At 62.5% G+C, this 22,592-nt stretch carries 23 protein-coding genes; 13 read left to right on the forward strand and 10 right to left on the reverse strand.

The window, feature by feature from the left end; genetic code table 11:
* Position 1 precedes the first annotated feature (1 nt).
* From ACFWXH_RS24135 to ACFWXH_RS24155, 5 genes are all read left to right on the forward strand, one after another.
* A complete protein-coding gene (locus ACFWXH_RS24135; protein WP_280138666.1) occupies positions 2-487 on the forward strand; it encodes a MaoC family dehydratase in 486 nt (161 codons plus the stop codon).
* Positions 484-1,518, forward strand: coding sequence for a phosphotransferase family protein (locus ACFWXH_RS24140; RefSeq protein WP_379123876.1), 1,035 nt, complete (start codon positions 484-486; stop codon positions 1,516-1,518). The genes ACFWXH_RS24135 and ACFWXH_RS24140 overlap by 4 nt, the downstream gene beginning before the upstream one ends.
* Before the next feature lie 2 nt (positions 1,519-1,520).
* A complete protein-coding gene (locus ACFWXH_RS24145) occupies positions 1,521-2,297 on the forward strand; it encodes an SDR family NAD(P)-dependent oxidoreductase (protein WP_379123877.1) in 777 nt (258 codons plus the stop codon).
* 107 nt (positions 2,298-2,404) lie between these two features.
* Entirely contained in the window at positions 2,405-3,052 is a 648-nt protein-coding gene (locus tag ACFWXH_RS24150) for a TetR/AcrR family transcriptional regulator (protein ID WP_379123878.1), read from the forward strand.
* Between the two features lie 320 nt (positions 3,053-3,372).
* Positions 3,373-3,594 carry a hypothetical protein gene (locus ACFWXH_RS24155; protein WP_054312847.1) on the forward strand — a complete coding sequence of 74 codons (222 nt, stop codon included), beginning with the start codon at positions 3,373-3,375 and terminating at the stop codon, positions 3,592-3,594.
* Positions 3,595-3,711: 117 nt separating this feature from the next.
* Here the strand turns inward: ACFWXH_RS24155 and ACFWXH_RS24160 are convergent, their stop codons facing one another.
* The 6 genes from ACFWXH_RS24160 to ACFWXH_RS24185 all read right to left on the reverse strand — a co-directional run bounded on the left by ACFWXH_RS24160 (position 3,712) and on the right by ACFWXH_RS24185 (position 9,542).
* On the reverse strand, positions 3,712-3,921 hold the full coding sequence (locus tag ACFWXH_RS24160) for a hypothetical protein (RefSeq protein WP_379123879.1): 210 nt from the start codon (positions 3,919-3,921) through the stop codon (positions 3,712-3,714).
* An 80-nt stretch (positions 3,922-4,001) separates the two neighbouring features.
* Positions 4,002-4,574, reverse strand: a complete 573-nt coding sequence (locus ACFWXH_RS24165; RefSeq protein ID WP_379123880.1) for a sarcosine oxidase subunit gamma — start codon at positions 4,572-4,574, stop codon at positions 4,002-4,004.
* Positions 4,567-7,557, reverse strand: a complete 2,991-nt coding sequence (locus tag ACFWXH_RS24170; protein ID WP_379123881.1) for a sarcosine oxidase subunit alpha — start codon at positions 7,555-7,557, stop codon at positions 4,567-4,569. The genes ACFWXH_RS24165 and ACFWXH_RS24170 overlap by 8 nt, the downstream gene beginning before the upstream one ends.
* Positions 7,554-7,850 (reverse strand): sarcosine oxidase subunit delta, encoded by a 297-nt coding sequence (locus tag ACFWXH_RS24175; RefSeq protein WP_054312850.1) that lies wholly within the window; start codon positions 7,848-7,850, stop codon positions 7,554-7,556. Before ACFWXH_RS24175 ends, ACFWXH_RS24170 begins: the two co-directional genes overlap by 4 nt.
* A gap of 10 nt (positions 7,851-7,860) precedes the next feature.
* On the reverse strand, positions 7,861-8,289 hold the full coding sequence (locus ACFWXH_RS24180) for a hypothetical protein (RefSeq protein WP_379123882.1): 429 nt from the start codon (positions 8,287-8,289) through the stop codon (positions 7,861-7,863).
* The gene (locus tag ACFWXH_RS24185) at positions 8,289-9,542 is read right to left on the reverse strand and encodes a sarcosine oxidase subunit beta (RefSeq protein WP_054312852.1); all 1,254 of its coding nucleotides are present in this window, start codon (positions 9,540-9,542) and stop codon (positions 8,289-8,291) included. The genes ACFWXH_RS24180 and ACFWXH_RS24185 overlap by 1 nt, the downstream gene beginning before the upstream one ends.
* Positions 9,543-9,746: 204 nt before the next feature.
* Here ACFWXH_RS24185 and ACFWXH_RS24190 point away from each other — a divergent pair, with 204 nt between their 5' ends.
* From ACFWXH_RS24190 to ACFWXH_RS24205, 4 genes are all read left to right on the forward strand, one after another.
* Positions 9,747-10,505 carry an SDR family oxidoreductase gene (locus tag ACFWXH_RS24190; RefSeq protein WP_379123883.1) on the forward strand — a complete coding sequence of 253 codons (759 nt, stop codon included), beginning with the start codon at positions 9,747-9,749 and terminating at the stop codon, positions 10,503-10,505.
* Between the two features lie 263 nt (positions 10,506-10,768).
* Positions 10,769-11,029, forward strand: coding sequence for a 30S ribosomal protein S21 (rpsU, locus tag ACFWXH_RS24195; protein ID WP_024926224.1), 261 nt, complete (start codon positions 10,769-10,771; stop codon positions 11,027-11,029).
* A 169-nt stretch (positions 11,030-11,198) separates the two neighbouring features.
* Positions 11,199-12,044, forward strand: a complete 846-nt coding sequence (locus tag ACFWXH_RS24200) for a tetratricopeptide repeat protein (RefSeq protein ID WP_379123884.1) — start codon at positions 11,199-11,201, stop codon at positions 12,042-12,044.
* A gap of 250 nt (positions 12,045-12,294) precedes the next feature.
* Positions 12,295-12,765 carry a DUF992 domain-containing protein gene (locus tag ACFWXH_RS24205; RefSeq protein ID WP_054312855.1) on the forward strand — a complete coding sequence of 157 codons (471 nt, stop codon included), beginning with the start codon at positions 12,295-12,297 and terminating at the stop codon, positions 12,763-12,765.
* Positions 12,766-12,827: 62 nt separating this feature from the next.
* Here the strand turns inward: ACFWXH_RS24205 and ACFWXH_RS24210 are convergent, their stop codons facing one another.
* Positions 12,828-14,774, reverse strand: coding sequence for a DUF4139 domain-containing protein (locus tag ACFWXH_RS24210; protein ID WP_379123885.1), 1,947 nt, complete (start codon positions 14,772-14,774; stop codon positions 12,828-12,830).
* Between the two features lie 255 nt (positions 14,775-15,029).
* On the opposite strand from ACFWXH_RS24210, the gene ACFWXH_RS24215 reads away from it, so the two are divergent.
* A complete protein-coding gene (locus tag ACFWXH_RS24215; RefSeq protein ID WP_379123886.1) occupies positions 15,030-16,469 on the forward strand; it encodes an MFS transporter in 1,440 nt (479 codons plus the stop codon).
* A gap of 19 nt (positions 16,470-16,488) precedes the next feature.
* Here the strand turns inward: ACFWXH_RS24215 and coaBC are convergent, their stop codons facing one another.
* The 3 genes from coaBC to ubiE are packed head-to-tail and all read right to left on the reverse strand — an operon-like array spanning position 16,489 to position 20,104.
* Complete coding sequence (gene coaBC / locus ACFWXH_RS24220; RefSeq protein WP_379123887.1) at positions 16,489-17,715, reverse strand: bifunctional phosphopantothenoylcysteine decarboxylase/phosphopantothenate--cysteine ligase CoaBC; 1,227 nt, start codon at positions 17,713-17,715, stop codon at positions 16,489-16,491.
* 24 nt (positions 17,716-17,739) lie between these two features.
* Positions 17,740-19,314 carry a 2-polyprenylphenol 6-hydroxylase gene (ubiB, locus tag ACFWXH_RS24225; protein ID WP_379123888.1) on the reverse strand — a complete coding sequence of 525 codons (1,575 nt, stop codon included), beginning with the start codon at positions 19,312-19,314 and terminating at the stop codon, positions 17,740-17,742.
* Positions 19,315-19,327: 13 nt separating this feature from the next.
* A complete protein-coding gene (gene ubiE, locus ACFWXH_RS24230) occupies positions 19,328-20,104 on the reverse strand; it encodes a bifunctional demethylmenaquinone methyltransferase/2-methoxy-6-polyprenyl-1,4-benzoquinol methylase UbiE (RefSeq protein WP_379123889.1) in 777 nt (258 codons plus the stop codon).
* Between the two features lie 112 nt (positions 20,105-20,216).
* Here ubiE and ACFWXH_RS24235 point away from each other — a divergent pair, with 112 nt between their 5' ends.
* From ACFWXH_RS24235 to ACFWXH_RS24245, 3 genes are all read left to right on the forward strand, one after another.
* The gene (locus ACFWXH_RS24235) at positions 20,217-21,194 is read left to right on the forward strand and encodes an adenosine deaminase (RefSeq protein ID WP_379123890.1); all 978 of its coding nucleotides are present in this window, start codon (positions 20,217-20,219) and stop codon (positions 21,192-21,194) included.
* Positions 21,195-21,284: 90 nt separating this feature from the next.
* On the forward strand, positions 21,285-21,914 hold the full coding sequence (gene upp / locus ACFWXH_RS24240) for a uracil phosphoribosyltransferase (RefSeq protein ID WP_054312861.1): 630 nt from the start codon (positions 21,285-21,287) through the stop codon (positions 21,912-21,914).
* Between the two features lie 118 nt (positions 21,915-22,032).
* A complete protein-coding gene (locus ACFWXH_RS24245; RefSeq protein WP_379123891.1) occupies positions 22,033-22,587 on the forward strand; it encodes a TIGR02281 family clan AA aspartic protease in 555 nt (184 codons plus the stop codon).
* The last annotated feature ends 5 nt before the right edge of the window (positions 22,588-22,592 follow it).

Genomic DNA, 22,592 nt, shown 5'->3' on the forward strand with positions numbered 1-22,592 from the left:
GATGTCCGTGCAACCCATCAGCCTCGAAATATTGCTCGCCAGTGTCGGCAAGGAAGTGGGCCTCTCACCCTGGCGCGTGGTCACGCAGACCATGATCGACCAGTTCGCCGACGCGACCGACGATCATCAGTTCATTCACTGCGATCCGGAACGCGCCGCTGCGGAGGCGCCGTTCGGCGGCACCATCGCACACGGTTTTCTCACGCTGTCGTTGCTTTCGGCCATGACTTTCGAAACCCTTCCCCCGCTCGCGAAGGGCAAGATGGGCGTCAATCATGGCTTTGACGAAGTGCGGTTCCTGGCACCGGTCAAAACCGGCGCCCGCATCCGCACCCGTTTCGTGCTGGCCGATGTAAAAGCGCGGCCGTCCGGCTGGGTGCAGACTTCGCACGACGTGACCATCGAGATCGAAGGCTCGCTGAAACCGGCACTCACCGCCCGCTGGCTGACATTGACCTTCGTGGAACCCGAAACGCAGGACACATGACCGACCCGAACACGCTCGATCCTGCGCTGCTGTCTCCCTATCTCGAGCGGGAAATTCCCGGCTTTTCGGATTTGCAGTCGATCGAGAAGTTCAAGTCGGGCCAGTCCAATCCGACTTATCTGCTGACGGCAAAAAGCGGCCGATATGTGCTGCGCGCCAAGCCGCCCGGGCAATTGCTGAAATCAGCCCACCAGGTCGACCGCGAATTCCGCGTCATGCGGGCGCTGGCCGCGACCGATGTGCCGGTGCCGCGCATGCTGCATCTGTCCGGCGAGGACTCGCCGATGGGGCGTATGTTTTATGTAATGGCCTTTGTGGAAGGTCGGATCTTCTGGGATCCGGCCCTGCCGGAGGCTTCAGACAGGCAAGCACGAGCGGCGATCTACGATGCGATGAACGCGACTTTGGCGGCTCTTCACAGCGTCGACATCGACGCGGTCGATCTCGCCGACTACGGCAAGCCCGGCAGCTATTTCGAGCGTCAGCTCGGGCGCTGGACCGGCCAGTATCGCGCCTCCGAAACCGAGCACAGGGCCGAGATGGAGGCGTTGATCACCTGGCTGGAGGCGAACAAGCCGGCAGACGACGGACAACTCGCCCTGGTGCATGGCGACTACCGGCTGGACAACATGATGTTCGCGCTGGATCGTCCCGATGTGACCGCCGTGCTCGACTGGGAACTGTCGACGCTCGGCCATCCCTTCGCCGACATCGCTTATCAGTGCATGCAGTGGCGCCTGCCGCATCAATCCGGGTTCAAAGGGCTCGGCGGCATCGACCGCGCGGAGGTCGGACTGCCATCGGAAGATGACTATGTCGCGGCCTATTGCCGTCGCCGCGGCCTGACCGGCATCGACAACTGGACCTTCCTGCTTGCCTTCTCCTTCTTCCGGCTCGCGGCGATCTGCCAGGGCGTCTACAAGCGTGCCCTGGACGGCAACGCTTCCAATCCCGCCAAGGCGAAGGTCTATGCCGATGCGGTGAAGCTGCTCACTCACCTTGCCGCGCAACTGATCGAAAAAGGAAAATGACCATGGGCCGTTTCGATGGGGCGACGGTGCTTATCACGGGCGCTGCCGGCGGTCTCGGTCAAGGAGCGTGCAGGCGTTTTGCCGCCGAAGGTGCACGGTTGGTCCTCTCCGATATCGATACCGACGCGCTGGACCGCTTTGCCACGACGCTCGACACCGAAACGGCAACTCTGGCCGGCAATATAGCCGACGAAGCGCTTTCGGAAGCCCTGGTGAAACTTGCCGTCGAACGGTTCGGTCGGCTCGACGTTGCCGTCAACAATGCCGGTATCGCCCAGAGTTTCGTGCGCCTGCCGCAGGTTTCCTCGGACGAAGCCCGCCGTATCTTCGAAATCGACTTGTTCGGTGTCTTCTATGCGATGAAGCACCAGATCCCGCAGATGGAACGGCAATTCAAGGCAAATGGCAGAGGTGGCGTCATCGTCAACATCGCTTCCGTGGCGGGGCTGGTCGGCGCGCCAAAGCTGTCGGTCTATGCTGCGGCAAAGCACGGCGTGGTCGGCCTCACCAAATCGGCCGCGGCCGAATATGCCACCAAGGGCGTGCGGGTGAATGCCATTTGTCCGGCGCATACACGCACAAAAATGGTCGACGACTTCGTGAAACTATCGGGCGCACCGGAAGCGCTGGCACTTTCGGAACTGGCGCGGGGTGTGCCGATGAAGCGGGTCGGTGAAGTGCCGGAGATCGTCGAAGCGATGCTTTTCGCCGCGGACCCCAAGAACACGTTCATGACGGGCCACTCGCTTGCCGTCGACGGTGGCATTGGAGCCATCTGAGTAAGGTCCTGGAAGGCAATTTCCCTAACGATATCTTGCGGATGACTGTGCCGAGTATATACTGCCCGCGAGTGGGGAATGGGAGCAAAATAAGAAAGGCAACACGATTGCCCCAGAGTGCGCAAACACGCCGCGAACAACAAAAGGCGGCATTGCGATCCGAACTCGTGGCCGCAGCTCACAAGCTGGTACAGGAGGAAGGTTACGAGGGATTGACCATCCGCAAGCTGGCCAAGATGGTCGGCTATGCGCCGATGTCGGTCTATTCTTACTTCGCCGACAAGCAGGATATCCTGTTTGCTCTGGCTGAAGATGCCTTCCAGATACTGGCCAAGCGCATCGAACAGAATGCCCCCGACGACCCGATCGATGCGCTGCGTGCGGTCATGACCGAATATGCCGCCTTCGGCCTTGGCAATCCCAACGAATACCGCACCGTCTTCATGACGGAGAAGACGAAGCTGCCCGAAGGCCGTTCATTCGAAAAGCTTGACGAAGAAAACCCGGCGATGAAGTTGCTCATCGACCGCGTAGAAGTCTGCGTCGCTGCCGGCAAGTTGAAGGGCGATCCCCACGCCATCGCCACCATGCTGTGGGCAACTGGCCACGGCACGATCTCGCTGTTGATCACGTTCCCCTTCTATCATTTCGGCGACCAGCAGGCTTTCGTGAAACGGATGTGCGAATTCGGCCTGGCGGCGCTGCAAGGCCAAGACATTCCCCCTCTCGGCGACCAGCCTCCCAAGAAATGCTGAGGCCGTAGCGCCACAATCGATGCTCTGGCGGCGCCGGAACCGCGACCGGAAATCTCTGCGAGTTGGCTTCATACCGTAGCGACCGGTGCTTTCCCGCACTTGCCACAAACCGCACCATTCTCTGAACGTCTTCAGCCCCGTCCTTTCAATGACTTGGCTTCGACACGCGCACCGGTCTGGAGATCGTACCAGGCACATACTCAGAGAAATTTTTTGTACACGTACGATTTTCTCTTGAACTTCCTTCAGGACGGGCATACATGTGCGGAGCAGCGTACATGTACGGAAATAGAATTCAGATCTTGAACCGGAGAAAGTCGATGAAAACGACAGCTCTTGCCCTCGCCGCCCTGGTTGCCCTTTCGGGCACGGCCTTCGCAGGCGAAACCGTGAAGACCCACGCCCCTGCCACCCATGCCCAGACCACCGTCAAGGGCAAGCTCGATTATGCCTCGACCGGCTCGATCAAGCAGGACAAGAACACCAATGGCCCGCGCCTCGGCGTTGACGTGAGCCCATGGACCATGCCGACCATCCGGTAAGGCTCTCCCCCTCCCTTACGGACTGAACGGCAAAAAAAGGCGACTGGATTTCCAGTCGCCTTTTTTCTTTTGAAACGCGGACGCGAATTTCGCCGAAACGGCCGCCGGAAAGCGGCCTTAGAGCTTCGGTTTGCCGGGTTTCGCGGGCGCTCCCGAGATGGAAGTGTTCGTTACCGCGACCGGATCGCTGGCCGGAAACGTATCCTCCAGCCCCTCTTCCAGTTCCTCTTCAGCATCGTGCCCGCTGTGCCGTTCATGTTCGAATGAGCGAACAGCAGCTGTTTTCTTCGATTTAGATGATCCTGCGGACTTGGACGGACTGGCCATGGATCACTCCCTCTATCCTTCGGACAGAACGGCGCGGCCCGTCTTTGGTTCCTCGCGCATCCGAAGGGACACGCGGCACTTTATGCCGCCGCGTCGCGTGCTGCCTCTGAAAGGAAAGTAAAGACATAGTCGGAGAAGGAGCGCCAGCATTCGACGCGGAAGGCGTCTTCGGCTGTCCGATGAAGCACGATCTCGACCTTGCCGAAGATGGTGCGCGAACAGGCGCCAACCGGAAAAACGGCCAACGATAGATCCTGCGGACAGCCAGCGCTGAGCGTCGCTTCCGCACCCGGACCGGTCACGCCGATCGCCACATTGCGGTGCGAGATGCCGACCGCGGAATGCAACTGCTTGACCTTGGCACAATCGGCCAGCGGGTCACCGCCAGCCTCGTCGATCACCAGCCACTCGTCCGGCCCCAGCCAAAGTGCAAGGCGGCCACCCTTCGAGGCTGAGGTTTTCGGCTTCCTTGGGAGCGTCAGCCCAAGCGCCTTGGAAAGGGCAGCGAGCGAAGCCTCCGGAGCACGCAGCGAAATGCGTTCGGCAGGGTCCAGCGCGGTCAGCGCAACATGGGCAGCCGACGCGTTGCGTCCCGCCAGAGCGGGGTGGCGCTCCGCCTGGACAATTCCGGTTTTCTGGGCAGCCTTAGCCATTGAGGCGTTCTCCCTTCTCGTCGAAGAACACCATGCCGGTGACTTCCACCTCGATCACCTTGTCAGGCATCGGCACATAAAGCGTTTCGCCCATACGGTCACGCTCGCCGGCAACCAGCGCCAACGCGATCGAGCGCCCGCAATTCTCCGACCAGTAGCTCGACGTGACATGACCGATCATCTTCATCGGGATCGGCTGGTTCGGGTTGTCGACGACCTGCGCGCCTTCTTCCAGGACGATCTTCGGGTCCTTGGTCCTGAGACCGACAAGCTGCTTGCGGCCCTTGGCAACGAGGTCGGGCCGCGTCAGGCCGCGAATGCCGACGAAGTCGGTCTTCTTCTTGCCGACCGCCCAGTCGAGACCGGCATCGTTCGGCGTGACGGTACCGTCCGTGTCCTGGCCGACGATGATGTAGCCCTTTTCGGCGCGCAGCACGTGCATGGCCTCGGTACCGTAGGCTGCGGCATCATGCTTTTGCCCTTCGGCCCAGAGCGCTTCCCAGACCGCCTGCCCGTAGTCGGCCGGCACGTTGACTTCGAAGCCGCGGTCGCCGGTGAACGACATGCGGAACAACCGGGTCGGCACGCCGCAGATCTTGCCCTCGCGCACCGACATATGCGGCATCGCCTCGTCGGACATGTCGATGCCTTCGACCAGCGGCGCGATGATATCGCGCGACTTCGGCCCTTGCACCGCGATGACCGCCCATTGCTCGGAAATCGAGGTCAGCCAGACATTGAGTTGCGGGAACTCGGTCTGGAGATAGTCTTCCATGTGGTTCATGACGCGGGCAGCACCGCCCGTGGTCGTCGTCACATGGAAGCGGTCGGCGGCAAGACGACCGACCACACCGTCGTCATAGATGAAACCGTCTTCGCGCAGCATGATGCCGTAGCGACAGCGGCCGACTTCCAGCTTTTCCCACGGGTTGGTGTAGAGCAATTCCATGAATTTGGCGGCATCGGGCCCGACCACTTCAATCTTGCCCAGCGTCGAGGCATCGAAAAGACCGGCGGTCTTGCGCACCGCCACGCATTCGCGGTCGACGGCAGCGTGCATGTCTTCGCCGGCGCGCGGGAAATACCAGGCGCGCTTCCACTGCCCGACATCCTCGAACACAGCACCATGCTTCTCGGCCCAGCCATGCATCGGCGTGCATCGCGTCGGGTCGAACAGCGGCCCCCGCGCGTGCGAGATGATGGCGCCGAAGGTGACAGGCGTATAGGGCGCGCGGAAGGTGGTGAGGCCCACTTCCGGGATCGGCTTGCTCAACATGTCGGCGGCGATCGCCAGGCCGTGCATGTTGGAGGTCTTGCCCTGGTCGGTCGCCATGCCGTTGGTGGTGAAACGCTTGACGTGTTCGATCGAGCGCATGCCTTCGCGCACCGCCTGGCGGATGTCCTTGGCGGTGACATCGTTCTGGAAATCGACAAAGGCCTTCACCGTCGCATCCGGACCAGCGCCGGGTGCGGAACCGAGCATGCCGCGCGACCAGACCTCGTCGGCATCGACCTTCGGCTTGTTGGCCTTGGCCGCTTTGCCGCCCGTTTCCTTCGCGGCCTTGGCGCCGGCGGCATAGGCTTCGTCCACCGAGGCAGCGAGCCCGTCGGTGCCGTTACACGCGCCGACCGAAACGCAGTCCTGCGCATAGGTGCCAGGTACGAAACGCTTGTCCTCGTTGAACGCGACTTTGCCGCGCGATTGCGAAAACAGATGCACCGACGGCGTCCAGCCGGCCGACATCAGCAAGGCGTCGATGGCGATCGTGCGCTCGCCGCCACCATTCTTCGGCTGCACGACCATCGACGAGACGCGCAGCTTGCCGCCGACGCGTGTGACCGCACGGCCGTCGTGGATCTCGATGCCGGCAGCGCGGGCCAGGTCGATCAACGCACCGGAAGGATTGTCGCGCAGATCGACGATGGCTGCGATATTGACGCCGGCCTTCTTCAGGTCGATCGCCGCGGCATAGGCGGAATCGTTGGCGGTGTAGACACCGACATTGCGGCCGACCGCGACGCCATAGTGATTGAGATAGGTCCGCGCAGCGGACGCCAGCATCACGCCCGGACGATCGTTGTCGGCGAACACCATGTGCCGTTCGATGGCGCCGGTGGCGAGCACGATACGCTTGGCGCGCACCTGCCACAGCCGCTCGCGCGGCACGTCATGGCCGGGATCCGCCAGATGCTCGCTGACGCGCTCCACCAAGGCGACGAAATTCTGCGCGTAGTAGCCGAACGCCGTCGTGCGCGGCAGCACCCGCACATTGCCCATGCCCTTCAGCTTGGCCACGACACCTTGCGCCCAGGCCCAGCCATCCTGGCCTTCGATCCCAGCGCCGCTCTCGAAGCGCAGCGCTCCGCCGAATTCCGCCTGCTCGTCGGCGACGATGACGCGTACGCCGGTTTCCGCTGCCGCGAGCGCCGCGGCAAGGCCCGCCGCACCACCTCCCACGACCAGCACATCGCAATGCGCGAAACGGGACGAATAGTGATCGGGATCCGGCTGATCCGGCGCGACGCCCAGACCGGCGGCCGAGCGGATATTCGGCTCATAGATGTTCTTCCAGGCCGACTTCGGCCACATGAAGGTCTTGTAGTAGAAGCCGGCCGAAAAGAACGGCGAAGCCACATCGTTGACTGCGCCCACGTCGAAGGACAGCGACGGCCAGCGGTTCTGCGACTTGGCCGACAGCCCGTCATAAAGCTCCTGCACGGTGGCGCGCACATTGGGCGTCTTGCGGGCGCTGTCGCGCGCGATCTCGACCAGCGCGTTCGGTTCCTCCGCACCGGCCGACAGGAACCCGCGCGGACGGTGGTATTTGAACGAACGGCCGACCAGATGCACTCCGTTGGCGAGCAGCGCCGAAGCCAGCGTATCGCCCTCGACGCCGGTGTAGGCCTTGCCGTCGAAGGTGAAACGGGCGGTCCTGGCCGGCGTCAAGCGGCCGGCATTGCCAATGCGAAAAGCCCCGCTCATTTCGAAACTCCGGGCAGCTTGGAAGGCTTCGGCTCGCCGGCCTTGTAGGTCATCACGAACTTGTCGCTGACGGTGTCGCGCACCGCGTTGAAGAAGCGGGCGCAACCATGCACGTGCCGCCAGCGCTCGTAGATGATCCCTTTGGGGTTCTGGCGGATGAAAAAGAATTTTTCGAAATCGTCGTCGCTGATGGCGGCGATATCGGTCGGACGCGCGATATGCGCCTCGCCGGCGTTGCGGAACTCGAGTTCCGGACGCTCTTCCTCGCAATAGGGGCAGCGGATGAGAAGCATTGTCTTGATCCTAGAGTTCACCGTCGCCGAGGCGCGCGCCTTGCGGCTGGTCGCAGAGCTTTTCGCCGAGCACCTCAAAGGGTGCGACGCGCTTAATCAGTGCCTCGACCGAGTCTGCCGGCGCGAAAAGGTCACGGTTGGTGATGTTGAGCAGGGTAAGTTCAAACGGGTCGGTCGTAACGATGACCATTCGTGGGTCCGGAGCGCCGCCATCATGAGAGGGCTCTCGCTTCTCCACAAAGGATACCGTCTTGCGTCCGGCGCTCCATACGCAGCCGAGATAGCCGGACGAAACCGAAAACGGCCAATCGTCTTCATGCGCGGCGCGGCTGATATCCTGCAGCCTCACCTCGCTGGCGTCGGGAAAATGGAACAATCCCTTCTCGCCAGTCAGCACAAAGGGCGCAGCCAGGGCCATGGTCGCCGCCAGCGCTTGCATCAGTGCGCCACCGCGGCCGCGGCCGCTTCATCGATCAGCCGCCCGCTGCGGAAGCGCTCGATGGTGAAGGGCGCGTTGATCGCATGCGGTTCGTCGCGTGCAATCGTGTGGGCAAAGACATGGCCCGAACCCGGCGTCGCCTTGAAACCGCCCGTGCCCCAGCCGCAATTGACATAGAGCCCCTTGACCGGGGTCTTGGCCAGGATCGGTGAACGGTCCGGGGTCACGTCGACAATACCGCCCCAGGAACGCAGCATCTTCATGCGCGTGAACATCGGGAACATCTCGCAGATCGCGTCCAGCGTATGGGTGAGAATGTGCAGCCCACCGGTCTGCGAATAGGAAACATATTGATCGGTGCCGGCACCGATCACCAGTTCGCCCTTGTCGGACTGGGAGATGTAGGCGTGCACCGTGTTGGACATGACCACGCAGGGGAACACCGGTTTCACCGGCTCGGATACCAGTGCCTGCAACGGATAGCTTTCAAGCGGCATGCGCACATCGGCCATCTGCATGATCACCGAGGAATGGCCGGCCGCGACCACGCCGACCTTGCGTGCGCCGATGAACCCTTTCGAGGTCTCGACACCGGTCACTGCGCCGCTGGCATCGCGCCGGATGCCGGTGACCTCGCAGTTCTGGATGATGTCGACGCCGCGCGCCGCCGCACCGCGGGCATAGCCCCAGGCGACCGCATCATGGCGGGCGGTGCCGCCACGCCGTTGCAGCGCAGCACCCACCACCGGATAGCGCGCGTTGCGCGAGATGTTGAGCGGCGGGCAATAGGCCTTGGCTTCTTCCGGCGTCAGCCATTCATTGTCGATGCCATTGAGGCGGTTGGCGTGGACGTGGCGCTTCAGCACCTGGACGTCGTGTACATTGTGCGCCAGCATCATCACGCCGCGCGCCGAATACATGACGTTGTAGTTGAGGTCCTGCGAGAGCCCGTCCCACAGCTTCACGGCGTGGTCGTAGATGCCGGCGCTCTCGTCATAGAGATAGTTGGAACGGATGATGGTGGTGTTGCGGCCGGTATTGCCGCCGCCAAGCCAACCCTTCTCGATCACCCCGACATTGGTGATGCCGTGTTCCTTGGCAAGATAATAGGCTGTCGCCAGCCCATGCCCACCGGCGCCGACAATGATGACGTCGTAGCTCTTCTTCGGCTCCGGCGAAGGCCACTGCTCTTCCCAGCCTTTGTGACCGCGCATGGCCTCGCGGGCAATGGCGAATACCGAATATTTCTTCACGTTATCTGGCCTCGCGTATGGCAATCGGGCGTCCGACGCGCGAGGAGTATCACTAGCGAAACCTCGCTGTCATCCTTGCACTGTTTGCGACGGCAATTGCCGTTTTGCGCCGTACCGTTCCCCGATCGTCGAGCCGGTTTCGGGTGGTTCGTCTCCTACCGATCTGCGAGCAAGCCTCATCCACTTCTGGAAAGGAACAGGACCATGCTCGCACTGACCAACAAGGTCGCCATCGTCACCGGCGCGTCCTCCGGCATCGGCCGCGCCACGGCGCTGCTGTTTGCCAGGGAAGGCGCCAGGATCATCGCCGCCGCCCGCCGCCAGGCCGAACTCGATGCCCTGGTCGCCGAGATCGCCGAGGACGGCGGTGAGGCGGTCGCTCTTGCCGGCGACGTCAACGACGAAGCCTATGCCAAGGCGCTGGTGGAGCTGGCGCAAGGCCGCTTCGGCGGACTGGATATCGCTTTCAACAATGCCGGTGCCGTTGGCCCTATGGGACCGGTGTCCGAAATGCCGCGCCAAACCTGGGAAGACGTGCTCGACACCAATCTGACCAGCGCCTTCCTGGCCGCCAAGCACCAGATCCCTGCGCTGCTGGCACGCGGCAACGGCTCGCTGATCTTCACCTCGAGCTTCGTCGGCGTCACCGCAGGCATGCCGGGCATGGCCGCCTATGCCGCCGCCAAGGCTGGCCTGCTGGGCCTGACCCAGGTGCTGGCCGCCGAGTATGGTCGCGAAGGCATCCGCGTGAACGCGCTCCTGCCCGGGGGCACCGATACGCCTGCCGCGACCTTCAAGACGGCAGACGAACGCACCTTTGTCGAGGGTTTGCATGCCCTGAAGCGCATCGCGCGTCCGGAGGAGATCGCCCGCTCGGCTCTCTATCTGGCGTCGGACGCCTCTTCCTTCACCACGGGCACCGCGCTGTTTGCCGATGGCGGTGTCTCCATCAACCGCACCTGAGCAAGAGATAGAGACGGCGACGAAGCGTCCGGACGGGATCGCGACTGTTTGAATTGACGGTTGCCTCCGGGCGCTTCATGTTGTGTGTATTGGTGGCATTGAATGGCGTAGCGGGGCAAAAACCGCGCAAGCCGGACAAGCAACTGTGGACAATCAGTCCCGATTCTGCTATCAGCCGCCGGAATTCGTGGTGGAAGCCGCCGCGGAGGTTTGTGGCTATTGCCACTTACCTATTGATTTCAAATCGAAAGACAGGATTGCCCGTGCAGGTACTCGTCCGCGACAACAACGTTGATCAGGCGCTTCGCGCGCTCAAGAAGAAAATGCAGCGCGAAGGCATCTTCCGTGAAATGAAGATGCGCGGTCATTACGAGAAGCCGTCCGAGAAGCGTGCGCGTGAAAAGGCCGAGGCCGTGCGCCGCGCCCGCAAGCTGGCACGCAAGCGCGCCCAGCGCGAAGGCCTGCTGCCTTCGACCCCGCGCCCGGCTCCTGCCGGCGCCGGTGCTGCGCGCGCTCCGCGCTAATCCTGCCTGCATTTCGTCCTTTTCGAAGGATACACAAGGTGGCGCGATGTAAATCGCCGCCACCTTTTTGTTTGACGCAAGCTGATATTTGTATAACGCAGAACGGCGGGACAGGGGCCGGAGCGATAGCCCGGAATGCCGGGCGTCGATGTTGAGGATACGGCAGCCGATGCATGTTTTGACCACGGAGCGCAAAAACTCCTTGAATGGTTTTGTCTTGAGTGCCGCCTTGATGGTGGGCTTGGCGCTTGCCGGCTGCCAGTCGACGCCGACAGGTGAGCTCGGCTCGATCGACCAAGCTCAGGGGTCCAGCGAGAATATCTCGTCGCTCTCTTCGGTGGTCGACCGCAATCCACGCGATCCCGAAGCCTACAACGTACGCGGTTCGGCCTATGGCCGCGGCGGCAAGTACCAGGCTGCCCTGAAGGATTTCGACACCGCGATCCAGTTGAAGCCCGATTTCTACCAGGCCTATTCCAACCGCGCGCTGATCTACCGCTTCATCGGCGATCAGCAGAAGGCACTGGCCGACTACAATCGCGCCATCCAGATCAATTCGAACTATGACGCCGCCTATATCGGCCGCGGCAACCTCTATCGCAAGGCCGGTCGCACGCAGGACGCCTTCAATGATTTCCAGAAGGCGATCCAGCTCGACACCACCGACGCACGCGCCTATCACAACCGTGGTCTGATCTATCAGAGCCAGGGCCAGCACACTTTCGCCATCGAGGACTTCTCGACCGCGATCTCGTTGTCGCCGGAGGCGTCCGAACCCTATAACGGCCGCGGCCTGTCCTATCTGGCGCTCAACCAGGACGACAACGCCTTCGCCGACTTCAACATGGCCATCAAGCTTGACGGCAAGAATGCCGAAGCCTGGACCAACCAGGGGCTCATCTATGAGCGCAAGGGCGAAAAGGCCAAAGCCATAAAATCATACAAGGAAGCCGTCCGACTGGCGCCGACCTATCAGCCGGCGCGCGATGGCTTGTCACGCGCGGGCGGAGCCTGAGCCAGCAAATCCATTGTTGCCTGCGCGGCGCATCGACCGACGCCGGAATCGGCAAGACGACGTACTGCCCCAGGTATTGCGTGTCAGAACGGACACGCCATGACCTACCGTGGCTGATCGGCAACGGCATTCCTCCATTTTAACCATGCGACAACACCACCATGATTGCGCCACCATCGCGCCACGGTTTTGAGGGAACGCTCTTCGTACTGAGCCGTTGTCCGGCATGAACTTCAGAAGGATCGCCACAATGAAAAAACTTGCTTGTTTAGCCGCCTTGGCCATGACGACCGTTGCCGCGCCGGCGAGCGCCGGCAGGGTTGAACTCGGCGTTCTCGATTGCGTCATCGATGGCGGTCAGTCCTATGTCGTCGCCTCCAACAAGGGCGTCACCTGTACCTACCGTCCCTACAACAGCCGTAGGTCCGAACTCTATACCGGCGTCATCTCCAAGGTCGGCGTCGACCTCGGCATGACGCACCAGGGGCAGTTGTCCTGGGCCGTTCTGGCTGCCTCGAGCAGCTACGATTCCGGCGCTCTTGCCGGCAAATATTTCGGCGTCAACGCCGAGGCCAGCGTCGTGACCGGTGGCGGCCTGAATCTACTCGTCGGCGGCTTCGACAACTCCTATGCGCTGCAGCCGCTTTCCGTACAGGCGCAGACCGGTCTCAATGTCGCGGCGGCCGTGACCTCGCTAGAACTGCTGCACTCGCTGAAATAAGCTGAATTTCGATCCCAGAGCGTTTCCGTATATACGGAAACGCTCTGACCCTTTGTCGACCCTTAGAACGCCCGCACCCGATCGCCCAGCACACGGCGCGCTTCTTCATACTTCGTGCGAGCGTCGACAATATCCTTGTCCAGTTGTTCCAGCGCTCGTTCCTGATCCAGCATCTTCTGCGCATAGAGGCGCGCGAGATCCGATCCTTCGGGGGCAGCGCCGATATTCTCGCGAATCCGCTGCTGATCGGCGGTGATTCCGTCACGGCGCTCCTGCCGGCTCGCCAATGCCAGGCTTGCCTCGTCGCTCGCCTTGGCCGCTTCTGCGATCGCGGCAAGTCGTGCTTTGCTTTCGGCATCAAGCTCCGTGCTGGCGATCAGCGCGAGAATGCGCTCGGCGGTCAGTTCCTGAATGGCGACCGTCTCGACGACAGGCCGCTCCATCACCACCGGAAATTCCCTGGTCTTGCCGGGCTCAACCTCAAAACGCATCCGGTAGGCGGAACCGGTCAGCGTCGCTTCCTCGGCTTTCGGCTGCACCAGATGCCAGTCCTTGGCGCGCGGCTGCTCGATCACCATGCGCCTCGCCTCTGCGGCGATGTTCTTGACGCGGTAGAGCGTCGTCTCGCGCAGTTTGCTTTCGATCTGCAATGCACCATCGACCGACTTGACCTTGGTAACGGACGAAGCCGTCCGGTTTTCGCGGTCGACAAGGATCTTCTGCTCCGCACCAAACCCGACAAGGCGGGAATCGCCCGCCGGCAGAAGCGGAAATTGCGCTTCACCCGAAAACAGCGGGCCCGCGTCGGTCGCCTCGTAGATGGTGGCCGATCCGGCGGGCAGCGACATCGTCCCATCATTCTTGAGGGTCATCCCCTGCCATGGATTACGCCCGGCGCCCTGATACCAGGACACGGCTTCCGCCGGTACTTTCTGGTCGACAAACGGGATGGTCAGGCTTTCACCGGATCCGACGCTGACCGGGATCGACAGCGTAAAGCTGGCGCCCGCGGCATTCTCGTCGGTTGACGCCGGTACAGCATCGGCCTGCTGAACCATCTCGTCCTGAACAGCGGCCGTTGCCTTGCGAGCCACCATCCGCTTTTGCTCCGGCGCTGCGGGCACGGCCATCTCAGCATAGTTGGCCCCACCAAGCGCAACCTGCCCCTGATCGGTTCGCGGCAAGGCGGCCTGGCTCACCGGCGGTGCAATGATCTGGCGCGAAACGTAGTAGGGATCGTAGAGCGCCTGACGGAAAGTAACAGGCGCGGCCGACGACAGCGTCACCGCAACATCCTTCCAGGCATCGCCGGTCATGTTCTCCAGCACCACCCAACCTTGCAGCTGCGCCTTGTCTTCACCCGCTTTTGGCAGGGTCAGGCGGTACGCGGTTTTCCAGACAGGAGCCTCGGCAACATAGCCGATGCGCACGGTGCGCTGCGCACCGTCAGCCAGATGGATGGAAATGTCGCGTCCGGAACGATCCTGCGCGCTGCGCAGCGCGGTCAGCGCGCCGGAAACTTGCTCGCCCAGCCGCGCGTCAGCAAACTCGAGACCTTGCGCGTCTTCAAGAACAAACTGATCCATCGACGCGCCTGAAAACACCCAGACGCGCGTCCGCGTGGTTGTCCGGCCGTCCTTGTCCGTGATCTGTTCTGATTGGACGCTGGCAATGCGGCCCACCATGCTGCGTGGCGCCGAGACCTTGATCTCCGCGCCCTTCAGGGCCGCCATCAGAGATGGCATGCTGTCCAGATCTGATCGCGAAAATGGCAGCGCGTTGAAGGCTTCGTCGGCACCTGCCTTGCCCGGCAGCGTGGCCGACCCCGTGCCGGCGGGATCGAGGACGATCATGCTTTTGAGAATGTCGTCGACTTGATCAAGCCGCGATCGCAAGGTCAGCGTTTCCCGACCGGTGACCGTAGCCTCATATTCGAAATAACCGACGCCCCCGGTGCCGAGAACCGCCCGTTTGAGCACAAGATCGGCAGAATGAGCAGAGGCAGTCATCGCAGTTGCTCCGAGCAGAATGAGGGTGAAAAGGCGCATCGAGGTACCTCGTTTCATAAGATTCGGCGACGCTGCAGACTATTCGTGGCGATGTGATGAACGAAAGCCAGGTACCCGGCAACGGGCGGGCCGCAATCAGGACTCCGTTGAAGGGCAACAAAAATATCGCTTGCGTTCAAGCCCGCTTGAGCTTTTACAAGTATACACTTGGAAAAACATTGAGCCGGTCGCAGCTGGGGGCTTCGGACGAACCGCATGACGCAGGGCAAGGCGAACCGGGTGGATTGGCGCGCGTTGTGGGCCAGCGGCGACTTGGCCCGCTTCTGCTTCATCTCACTGGGAATTTTGCTGCACGCCACGAACGAAACGATGGTGGCAACCATCATGCCCGCCATGGTGGGCGACCTGGCGGGCGTGCAACTGGTCGGCTGGTCGCTGGCCATCTACGAGCTGGGCGCGATCGTCGCGGGCGCAGCGGCGGGTCGCATGGTCAGTTACGTCGCCCTGCGCAGCAACGTCATGGTGGCCGCACTGCTCTATTCAACCGGTGCCCTCATCTGCGCCGCAGCACCATCCATGCAAATCTTCCTTGCCGGCCGCCTCATCGAAGGTCTTGGCGGTGGCGCCTTGGTCTCGCTGGCCTTTGTCTCGGTGGAACGGCTGTTCCCACGCGCGATCTGGCCGCAGCTGTTCGGCCTGATGTCGGCGATCTGGGGTGTCGCGGCCTTCAGCGGCCCGTTGCTTGGCGCCCTGATGGCAGAATTTCTTTCCTGGCGCTGGGCCTTCGGCGTCTTCGTCATTGGCGGCGTGACAATGGCGCTGGCGAGCCTTGCGGTGCTGAACACGCCGGAAGCCCGACGCAGGCGCAATGCCGGCACAGGACTGCCGCCTTTCCCCGTTGTCCCGCTGGCCTGCCTGGCGGTCGGCGTGATCCTGATCGCCTCGGCAGGCGTCGAGGTCGCCTTGCTGCGCTCAAGCCTGCTGCTCAGCCTGGGGCTTTTGGGGCTGGCGCTGTTTTTCCGGATCGACGCGTTGAAGCCGCAATCCAGGCTGTTCCCGGCGAACCTGTTTTCATGGCGCACCCCGGTCGGCAGCGGTATGACGATGATTGCCGCGTTCTCGGTCGCCACCTGTTCGTTCGCCGTCTATGGGCCGCTGATCCTGACCAGCCTGCACGGCATCTCGATGCTGACCACCGGCTACATCATTGCAGCGGAATCGATCGCGTGGTCGATCCTTTCGATTCTGGTCGCCAATGCGCCACCGGAACGTGAACGGAGCATCATCGTCTGCGGTGCCTTCATGATCGCGGCCGGTATCGCCGGCTTCGCTTATACGGTGCCGCACGGCTCAATTCCGCTCATCCTCTTCTGCGCACTCTTGCAGGGCGGCGGCTTCGGCATCGCCTGGCCCTTCGTGACACGCGTCATCGTTGCCTCCGCACCCACCGACGAGCAGACCATCGCTTCATCGGCCGTACCGACCATGCAGCGCATCGGTTATGCGGTGGGCGCTGCGAGTGCCGGCATCGTCGCCAACGCCAGTGGATTTTCAGAAGGCATCAACCGCGCAGCCGCGGCAAATGCCGGGGTCTGGCTTTTCCTGGCTTTTGTACCGCTGGGATTGCTCGGCTCCATCGCGGCGTTCAAACTGTCCTCCGAGCCACGGCGACCAGGACAACCACAGGAAGCGTGAATTGCCGGCAAGTCGCTGATCAGACGGTTTTCAGGCGTTTCGCAATCAGCTCTGCCAGCCGCGACGCCACCTCTGCCTTGGTAAGCTCGGGCCATTCCTCGACGCCCGTTTTCGAGACGATGCGAACGCGGTTGCGATCGCCGCCCATGACGCCGGCGGGGCCGACGCCGCTGTCGTGCGAGACATCGTTGGCAACGATGAAGTCGGCGCCTTTCCTGCTCAGCTTGGCTTCTGCGTTCTTTTGAATTTCCTGTGTCTCGGCGGCAAAACCCACCACAAGACGCGGGCGCTTCGCGTGATGCCCAATACCAGCCAGAATATCGGGGTTCTCCACCATCTGCAGCGCAGGCGGCCCCTCGCCCGCCACTTTCTTGATCTTTTCGCCAGCCGAATTCGCTGTCCGCCAATCGGCCACGGCGGCGACGAACACCGCTGCGTCCGCGGGCAACAGACCTTCGACGGCTGCCTGCATCTGCCGCGCCGTCTCGACATGGATCGTTGCCACGCCGGCCGGATCGGCGATCGTTACCGGACCAGAGACCAGATGGACGTCGGCACCGAGCCTTGCGAGAGCGCCGGCCAGCGCGTGGCCCTGTTTCCCCGACGAGCGGTTCGCAATGTAACGCACGGGATCGATCGGCTCATGCGTCGGACCGGATGTGATGATGATCTTCCTGCCAGCCAGCGGTTTCGGCTGGCCGTCGAACTGCGCCTCGATCGCCGCCACGATCTCCAACGGTTCGGCCATGCGGCCTTCGCCGGCTTCGCCGCTTTCGGCCATCTCGCCCTTGGCCGGGCCGACGAAGGTCACGCCGTCCTTGAGAAGCGTGGAGTGGTTGCGCCGCGTTGCCGGATGCGCCCACATTCTGGGATTCATCGCGGGCGCCATCAGCACCTTCTTGTCGGTGGCGAGCAGTACCGTCGAGGCAAGATCGTTGGCATGGCCGTTGGCAAGCTTCGCCATCAGATCGGCTGTGGCCGGCGCCACGACGATCAGATCCGCTTCGCGCGACAGCCTTATGTGGCCGACATCGTGCTCGTCCTGGCGATCGAACAGATCGGTGAAGACATGGTCCGCCGAAAGCGCGCCAACCGAAAGCTGGGTGACGAATTCCTGTGCCGCCGAAGTCATCACGCAACGCACGGCCGCGCCGCGTTCACGCAGCCGTCGGATCAGATCAAGCGACTTGTAGGCCGCGATGCCGCCACCGATGACGAGAAGGATACGCTTTTCGGAAAGGGTCATGCTTTGCTCTCAACGGCAATGCCGTCAGATTAGCTTCCAGGCAATGAAGATCAAGGTCAGCGCGATCACCCAGAGCGCGACCCGCCCGGAGCGCGTGTGACGCGCCTCCGCCTTGCCGATCGCCTTGGCGGTCGCCTCGTCGAAACGCAGGCCGTGTTCGGCCATCAGGTCGATCTCGCGCGACAGCCGCTCGGCGCGCGCTGCGAGGTCCGGCGCCTGCCTGGCCAGCGAGACCAGCGCACCGACGCCCTCGCGGGCATCGTCCAGCATACCGCGTGGGCCAAGGTTCGAGCGGATCCAGTCGCCCACCACCGGCTCAGCCGTCTTCCACATGTTGAAAGCCGGGTCGAGCGTGCGGGCAACGCCTTCCACCACCACCATCGTCTTCTGCAGCAGGACCAGTTCCGGCCGCGTCTGCATGTCGAACAGTTCCGTCACCTCGAACAGCAGCGTGAGCAGCTTGGCCATCGAGATGGTTTCCGCCGGCTGACCGTGGATCGGCTCGCCGATCGCGCGGATCGCCTGCGCGAAGGCGGCGACATCATGCTTGTGCGGCACGTAGCCGGCCTCGAAATGCACTTCCGCCACGCGCAAGTAGTTGCGGGTGATGAAGCCGTAGAGGATTTCTGCCAGGAAGCGCCGTTCCTTCTTGCCAAGGCGGCCTGCAATACCAAGGTCGACCGCAACGATGGTGCCGTCGGCCTCCACGAACAGATTGCCCGGATGCATGTCGGCATGAAAGAAGCCGTCGCGCAACGTGTGGCGCAGGAAGGATTGGATCAGGTTGGCGGCAATCGCCTTGAGATCGTGACCGGCCTCGGCCAGGCCGGCGATATCGTTCATCTTGATGCCGTCGACCCACTCCATGGTGAGCACGTCGCGGCCGGTGCGTTCCCAGTCGACAGCCGGAACGCGAAAACCCGGATCAGCCTTTGTGTTTTCGCCCAGCTCCGAAAGCGCCGCTCCTTCGAGCCGCAGATCCATTTCGATCTTGGTGGTCTGCGCCAGTGTTTCGGTCACTTCGACTGGACGCAGGCGTCGCGACGACGGAATGTATTTTTCCTGCAGGCGCGCGGCCAGGAAATAGCTTTCGAGGTCGTGGTGGAAACGCTTGCGCACCCCCGGCCGTATCACCTTGACGGCAACCTTGGTCGGCACACCGTCATATGCCACTTCCGCCTCATGCACCTGCGCGATCGAAGCCGCCGCCACCGGATCCTCCAGGCGGACATAAAGATCGGAAACGCGCCGGCCGAGCGACGCTTCGATTGCCGTGATCGCCGCCGACTGTGGGAAGGTGCGCATCTTGTCCTGCAGAAGAGCAAGATCGAGCGCGATGTCGTTGCCGACCACGTCCGGCCGCGTCGCCAGGAACTGACCGAGCTTGACGTAGGACGGCCCAAGCCGCGCCACCGCATGCGCCATGCGGTCGCTGCGGCCCTCGCGGAGCGCTCGCCGGCGTGTGAACAGCCTGGCCATCCGCCAGCCGAATTTCGGCATGCCGGACAGCTGGTCGCCCGGGATCGCCGCGACGACGCCCTCGCGCACCAGCACCCAGCCGGCCCGAACGAGCCGGAATGCCGCTCCGACAGAACTCATGAACGCGCCCGCCTCAAAGCTTCCAGCCCGAATGAGCAGCCGCAATGCCGCCGGTGTAGTTGCGGAAGCTGACGCGCTCGAAACCGGCCCTGCCGATCATCGCGGCGAAATTCTGCTGGTTCGGGAACTTGGCGATCGATTCGACCAGATAGGCATAGGGTTCGCCATCGCCGGTCACAGCCTTGCCGATCTTCGGAATGGCGTTGAAGGACCAGGCTTCGTAGACCTTGTCGAGCAGCGGCATCTCCACTTCGGAGAATTCGAGGCACAGGAAGCGTCCGCCAGGCTTGAGGACCCGGAAGGCTTCGCCCAGTGCAACTTCGATGCGCGGCACATTGCGGATGCCGAAGGCGATCGTATAGGCGTCGAAGGAATTGTCGGCGAACGGCAGGTCCTCGGCATTGGCTTCGACGAAATCGATGTTCGCGGCCAGCCCGCGTTTTTCCGCTCGTTCGCGGCCGACCGCCAGCATCGAGCCGTTGATGTCGAGCACGGTGGCCTGAGCCTGACCCTGGCTGGCATCGATGATGCGAAAGGCGATGTCGCCGGTGCCTCCTGCCACATCCAGAACCCTCCAGCCCGGCCTTTTCGGCGGGTTGAGCCAGGCGACCATGGCATCCTTCCACAGCCGGTGCAGACCGGCCGACATCAGGTCGTTCATCAGGTCGTAGCGCTTGGCGACCTTGTGGAACACCTCGTTGACCAGCGGCTGCTTCTCGCCGGTCCCGACCTGCCGGAAGCCATAGGAGGTCTCCATGCCCCCGGTCGCAGTGGTTCTCTCAACAGACATTGTTTCGATCCGCCTTAAAATCGGCCGGACCATAGCCGATCGCAGTAGGCGAAGCTATTGTCAAAGGCGCGGTGTTCGGCCGCGCCGGACGGCCCGTTCACAGGAATGCCTCATGGTCTTGAAAGCCGAATTGCACTGCCACATCGAAGGAGCGGCAGCACCGGAACTCGTAGTCCGGCAGGCGCGAAAATATGGCAAGGACCCTTCTCCCTTCATCCGGGACGGTTCGTTTGTCTGGCACGACTTCACCTCTTTCCTCGCCGCCTACGACTTTTCCGCCGATCTTTTCCGCTCGGAAGAGGACTACGCGGTGCTCGCCGAACACTATTTGACCAGCCTGGCGCGCGATGGCGCCATCTACTCGGAAGTGTTCACCTCTCCGGACCATGCCGTGCGCGCCGGCCTGTCGCCCAAGGCCTATACCGAAGCTCTTGGCGAAGGCATGGCGCGCGCAAAGGCCAAGACCGGCATCGAAGGACGCATGATCGTCACCGGGGTTCGGCATGTCGGTGTCGAGGCGATCGAGAAGGCCGCCCGCTTCGCAGCCAGATGCGGTCATCCACTGGTGACCGGCTTCGGCGTCGCCGGCGACGAACGCATGGGTGATTTCGAGGACTATGTACGCGCCTTCGAAATCGCCCGCGAAGCGGGTCTCGGCATCACCATCCATGCCGGCGAGCTGATGGGCTGGGAAAGCGTGCAGGCCGCACTCGACCATATTCGCCCCTCGCGCATCGGCCACGGCGTCCGCGCCATCGAGAACGCGGATCTCGTGCGCCGCATTGCCGATGAAGGCGTGGTGCTGGAATGCTGCCCCGGTTCCAACATCGCGCTGAAGGTATTCGACAGTTTTGCCGACCATCCGTTCCCGGCGTTGAAGACAGCCGGGTGCAAGGTAACGTTGAATTCCGACGATCCGCCCTATTTCTGGACTTCATTGAAGCGCGAGTACGATATCGCAGCCGAACACTTCGGCTTGAACGACAAGGCGCTGACGGCCGTGACCCGCACCGCAATCGACGCCGCATTCGTCGACAAGAAGACCAAAGCCGCGCTCATCGCGCGGCTGGACAAGGCAAGCGTGCGCTGAAACCCGCAAAAACTGTGGTTGGCGCGCCTCTGGGCGTTTCTTGGCCGGAGCTAAATCGCTAGGGTCGTTCCAAGTATCGAGGAGAAGACCATGAAGGGCGTAACCGTCGTCGACCACCCGCTTGTCCAGCACAAGCTGACCATCATGCGCAACAAGGAGACGTCGACGGCGTCGTTCCGGCGGCTGTTGCGCGAGATCTCGCTGCTGCTCGGCTATGAGGTGACGCGCAACCTGGAACTCACCAAGACCACGATCGAAACTCCAATGGAGACGATGGAAGCGCCCACGCTTGAAGGCAAGAAGCTGGTCTTTGCTTCCGTGCTGCGCGCCGGCAATGGTTTACTCGAGGGTTTGCTCGACCTGGTGCCTGCCGCCCGCGTCGCTCATATCGGTCTCTATCGCGACCATGAAACGCTGGAAGCAGTGGAGTACTTCTTCAAGGCACCGAGCGATCTCGCCGACCGCCTGATCATCGTGGTGGATCCGATGCTCGCCACTGCCAATTCGGCGATCGCGGCGATCGACAAGCTGAAGGAGCGCGGCGCGACCAACATCCTTTTCCTGTGCCTGCTCGCAGCCCCCGAAGGCATCGAGCGCTTCACCACGGCCCATCCGGACGTGCCGGTCTTTACCGCGTCCATCGATCGCCAGCTCAACGAAAAAGGCTATATCCTGCCCGGCCTCGGCGATGCCGGCGACCGCATGTTCGGAACGAAATAGACTTTTACCTTTCGTTTACGCAGCCGCGTGGTTTCGGACCGCTGCAGGACAGATAGCGCCGTATATTAAAACGCCAGATACCAAGAGTGCCTAGGATCGCCTCGAGCGGGGGCGTTTCATGCTGCGTAAATTGGTCATTCTGGGTGTTTTCGCCGGCGGCACGGCGGCAATCCCGTCCGTTTTCCAATCGAACCCGAACCTCCTCAACAATCTCCTCGGCAGGGGCAGCGAGGTATCTGCCACGGCGGTCAACCTGCCGAGCAACTCGGGCGCGGCCGCAGCAACTTCGCAGCAGCCCCTCGGCCGCAAGGTACTGATCAAGGCCGATGCGACCGGACATTTCCGTTCGCCCTTCAAGATCAACGGCCGGCAGGTGGATGCCCTTATCGACACGGGTGCGACGCTGGTGGCGCTCAACACCTCGACGGCGCGGCGCGTCGGGCTTTCGATCAGCCCTTCCGATTTCACCCAGCAGGTCTCGACTGCGAATGGTCCGGTCAAGGTGGCGGTCGTGCGGCTCTCCAGTCTGCAGGTCGGCAAGATCGCGCTGGAGAACATCGACGCGGTCGTCATCGACGACAAGGCACTCAGCACCAATCTGATCGGCATGAGCTTCTTGAGCCGCTTGGGCAAATACGCTGTCGAGGATGGCGCATTGCTGATGGTGCAGTAGGCGCC

The sequence above is a fragment of the Mesorhizobium sp. NPDC059054 genome (assembly GCF_042739215.1).
In the GTDB taxonomy this organism is placed as follows: Bacteria; Pseudomonadota; Alphaproteobacteria; order Rhizobiales; family Rhizobiaceae; genus Mesorhizobium.

Coding starts and splice junctions, on each gene's coding strand:
- ACFWXH_RS24200 (WP_379123884.1), top strand. CDS start 11,199: ATGCATGTTTTGACCACGGAGCGCAAAAACTCCTTGAATGGTTTTGTC.
- ACFWXH_RS24215 (WP_379123886.1), top strand. CDS start 15,030: ATGACGCAGGGCAAGGCGAACCGGGTGGATTGGCGCGCGTTGTGGGCC.
- ACFWXH_RS24135 (WP_280138666.1), top strand. CDS start 2: ATGTCCGTGCAACCCATCAGCCTCGAAATATTGCTCGCCAGTGTCGGC.
- ACFWXH_RS24180 (WP_379123882.1), bottom strand. CDS start 8,289: ATGCAAGCGCTGGCGGCGACCATGGCCCTGGCTGCGCCCTTTGTGCTG.
- ACFWXH_RS24205 (WP_054312855.1), top strand. CDS start 12,295: ATGAAAAAACTTGCTTGTTTAGCCGCCTTGGCCATGACGACCGTTGCC.
- ubiB (WP_379123888.1), bottom strand. CDS start 19,314: ATGAGTTCTGTCGGAGCGGCATTCCGGCTCGTTCGGGCCGGCTGGGTG.
- ACFWXH_RS24190 (WP_379123883.1), top strand. CDS start 9,747: ATGCTCGCACTGACCAACAAGGTCGCCATCGTCACCGGCGCGTCCTCC.
- ubiE (WP_379123889.1), bottom strand. CDS start 20,104: ATGTCTGTTGAGAGAACCACTGCGACCGGGGGCATGGAGACCTCCTAT.
- ACFWXH_RS24165 (WP_379123880.1), bottom strand. CDS start 4,574: ATGGCTAAGGCTGCCCAGAAAACCGGAATTGTCCAGGCGGAGCGCCAC.
- coaBC (WP_379123887.1), bottom strand. CDS start 17,715: ATGACCCTTTCCGAAAAGCGTATCCTTCTCGTCATCGGTGGCGGCATC.
- ACFWXH_RS24210 (WP_379123885.1), bottom strand. CDS start 14,774: ATGACTGCCTCTGCTCATTCTGCCGATCTTGTGCTCAAACGGGCGGTT.
- ACFWXH_RS24245 (WP_379123891.1), top strand. CDS start 22,033: ATGCTGCGTAAATTGGTCATTCTGGGTGTTTTCGCCGGCGGCACGGCG.
- ACFWXH_RS24140 (WP_379123876.1), top strand. CDS start 484: ATGACCGACCCGAACACGCTCGATCCTGCGCTGCTGTCTCCCTATCTC.
- ACFWXH_RS24155 (WP_054312847.1), top strand. CDS start 3,373: ATGAAAACGACAGCTCTTGCCCTCGCCGCCCTGGTTGCCCTTTCGGGC.
- upp (WP_054312861.1), top strand. CDS start 21,285: ATGAAGGGCGTAACCGTCGTCGACCACCCGCTTGTCCAGCACAAGCTG.
- ACFWXH_RS24160 (WP_379123879.1), bottom strand. CDS start 3,921: ATGGCCAGTCCGTCCAAGTCCGCAGGATCATCTAAATCGAAGAAAACA.
- ACFWXH_RS24145 (WP_379123877.1), top strand. CDS start 1,521: ATGGGCCGTTTCGATGGGGCGACGGTGCTTATCACGGGCGCTGCCGGC.
- ACFWXH_RS24170 (WP_379123881.1), bottom strand. CDS start 7,557: ATGAGCGGGGCTTTTCGCATTGGCAATGCCGGCCGCTTGACGCCGGCC.
- ACFWXH_RS24235 (WP_379123890.1), top strand. CDS start 20,217: ATGGTCTTGAAAGCCGAATTGCACTGCCACATCGAAGGAGCGGCAGCA.
- ACFWXH_RS24175 (WP_054312850.1), bottom strand. CDS start 7,850: ATGCTTCTCATCCGCTGCCCCTATTGCGAGGAAGAGCGTCCGGAACTC.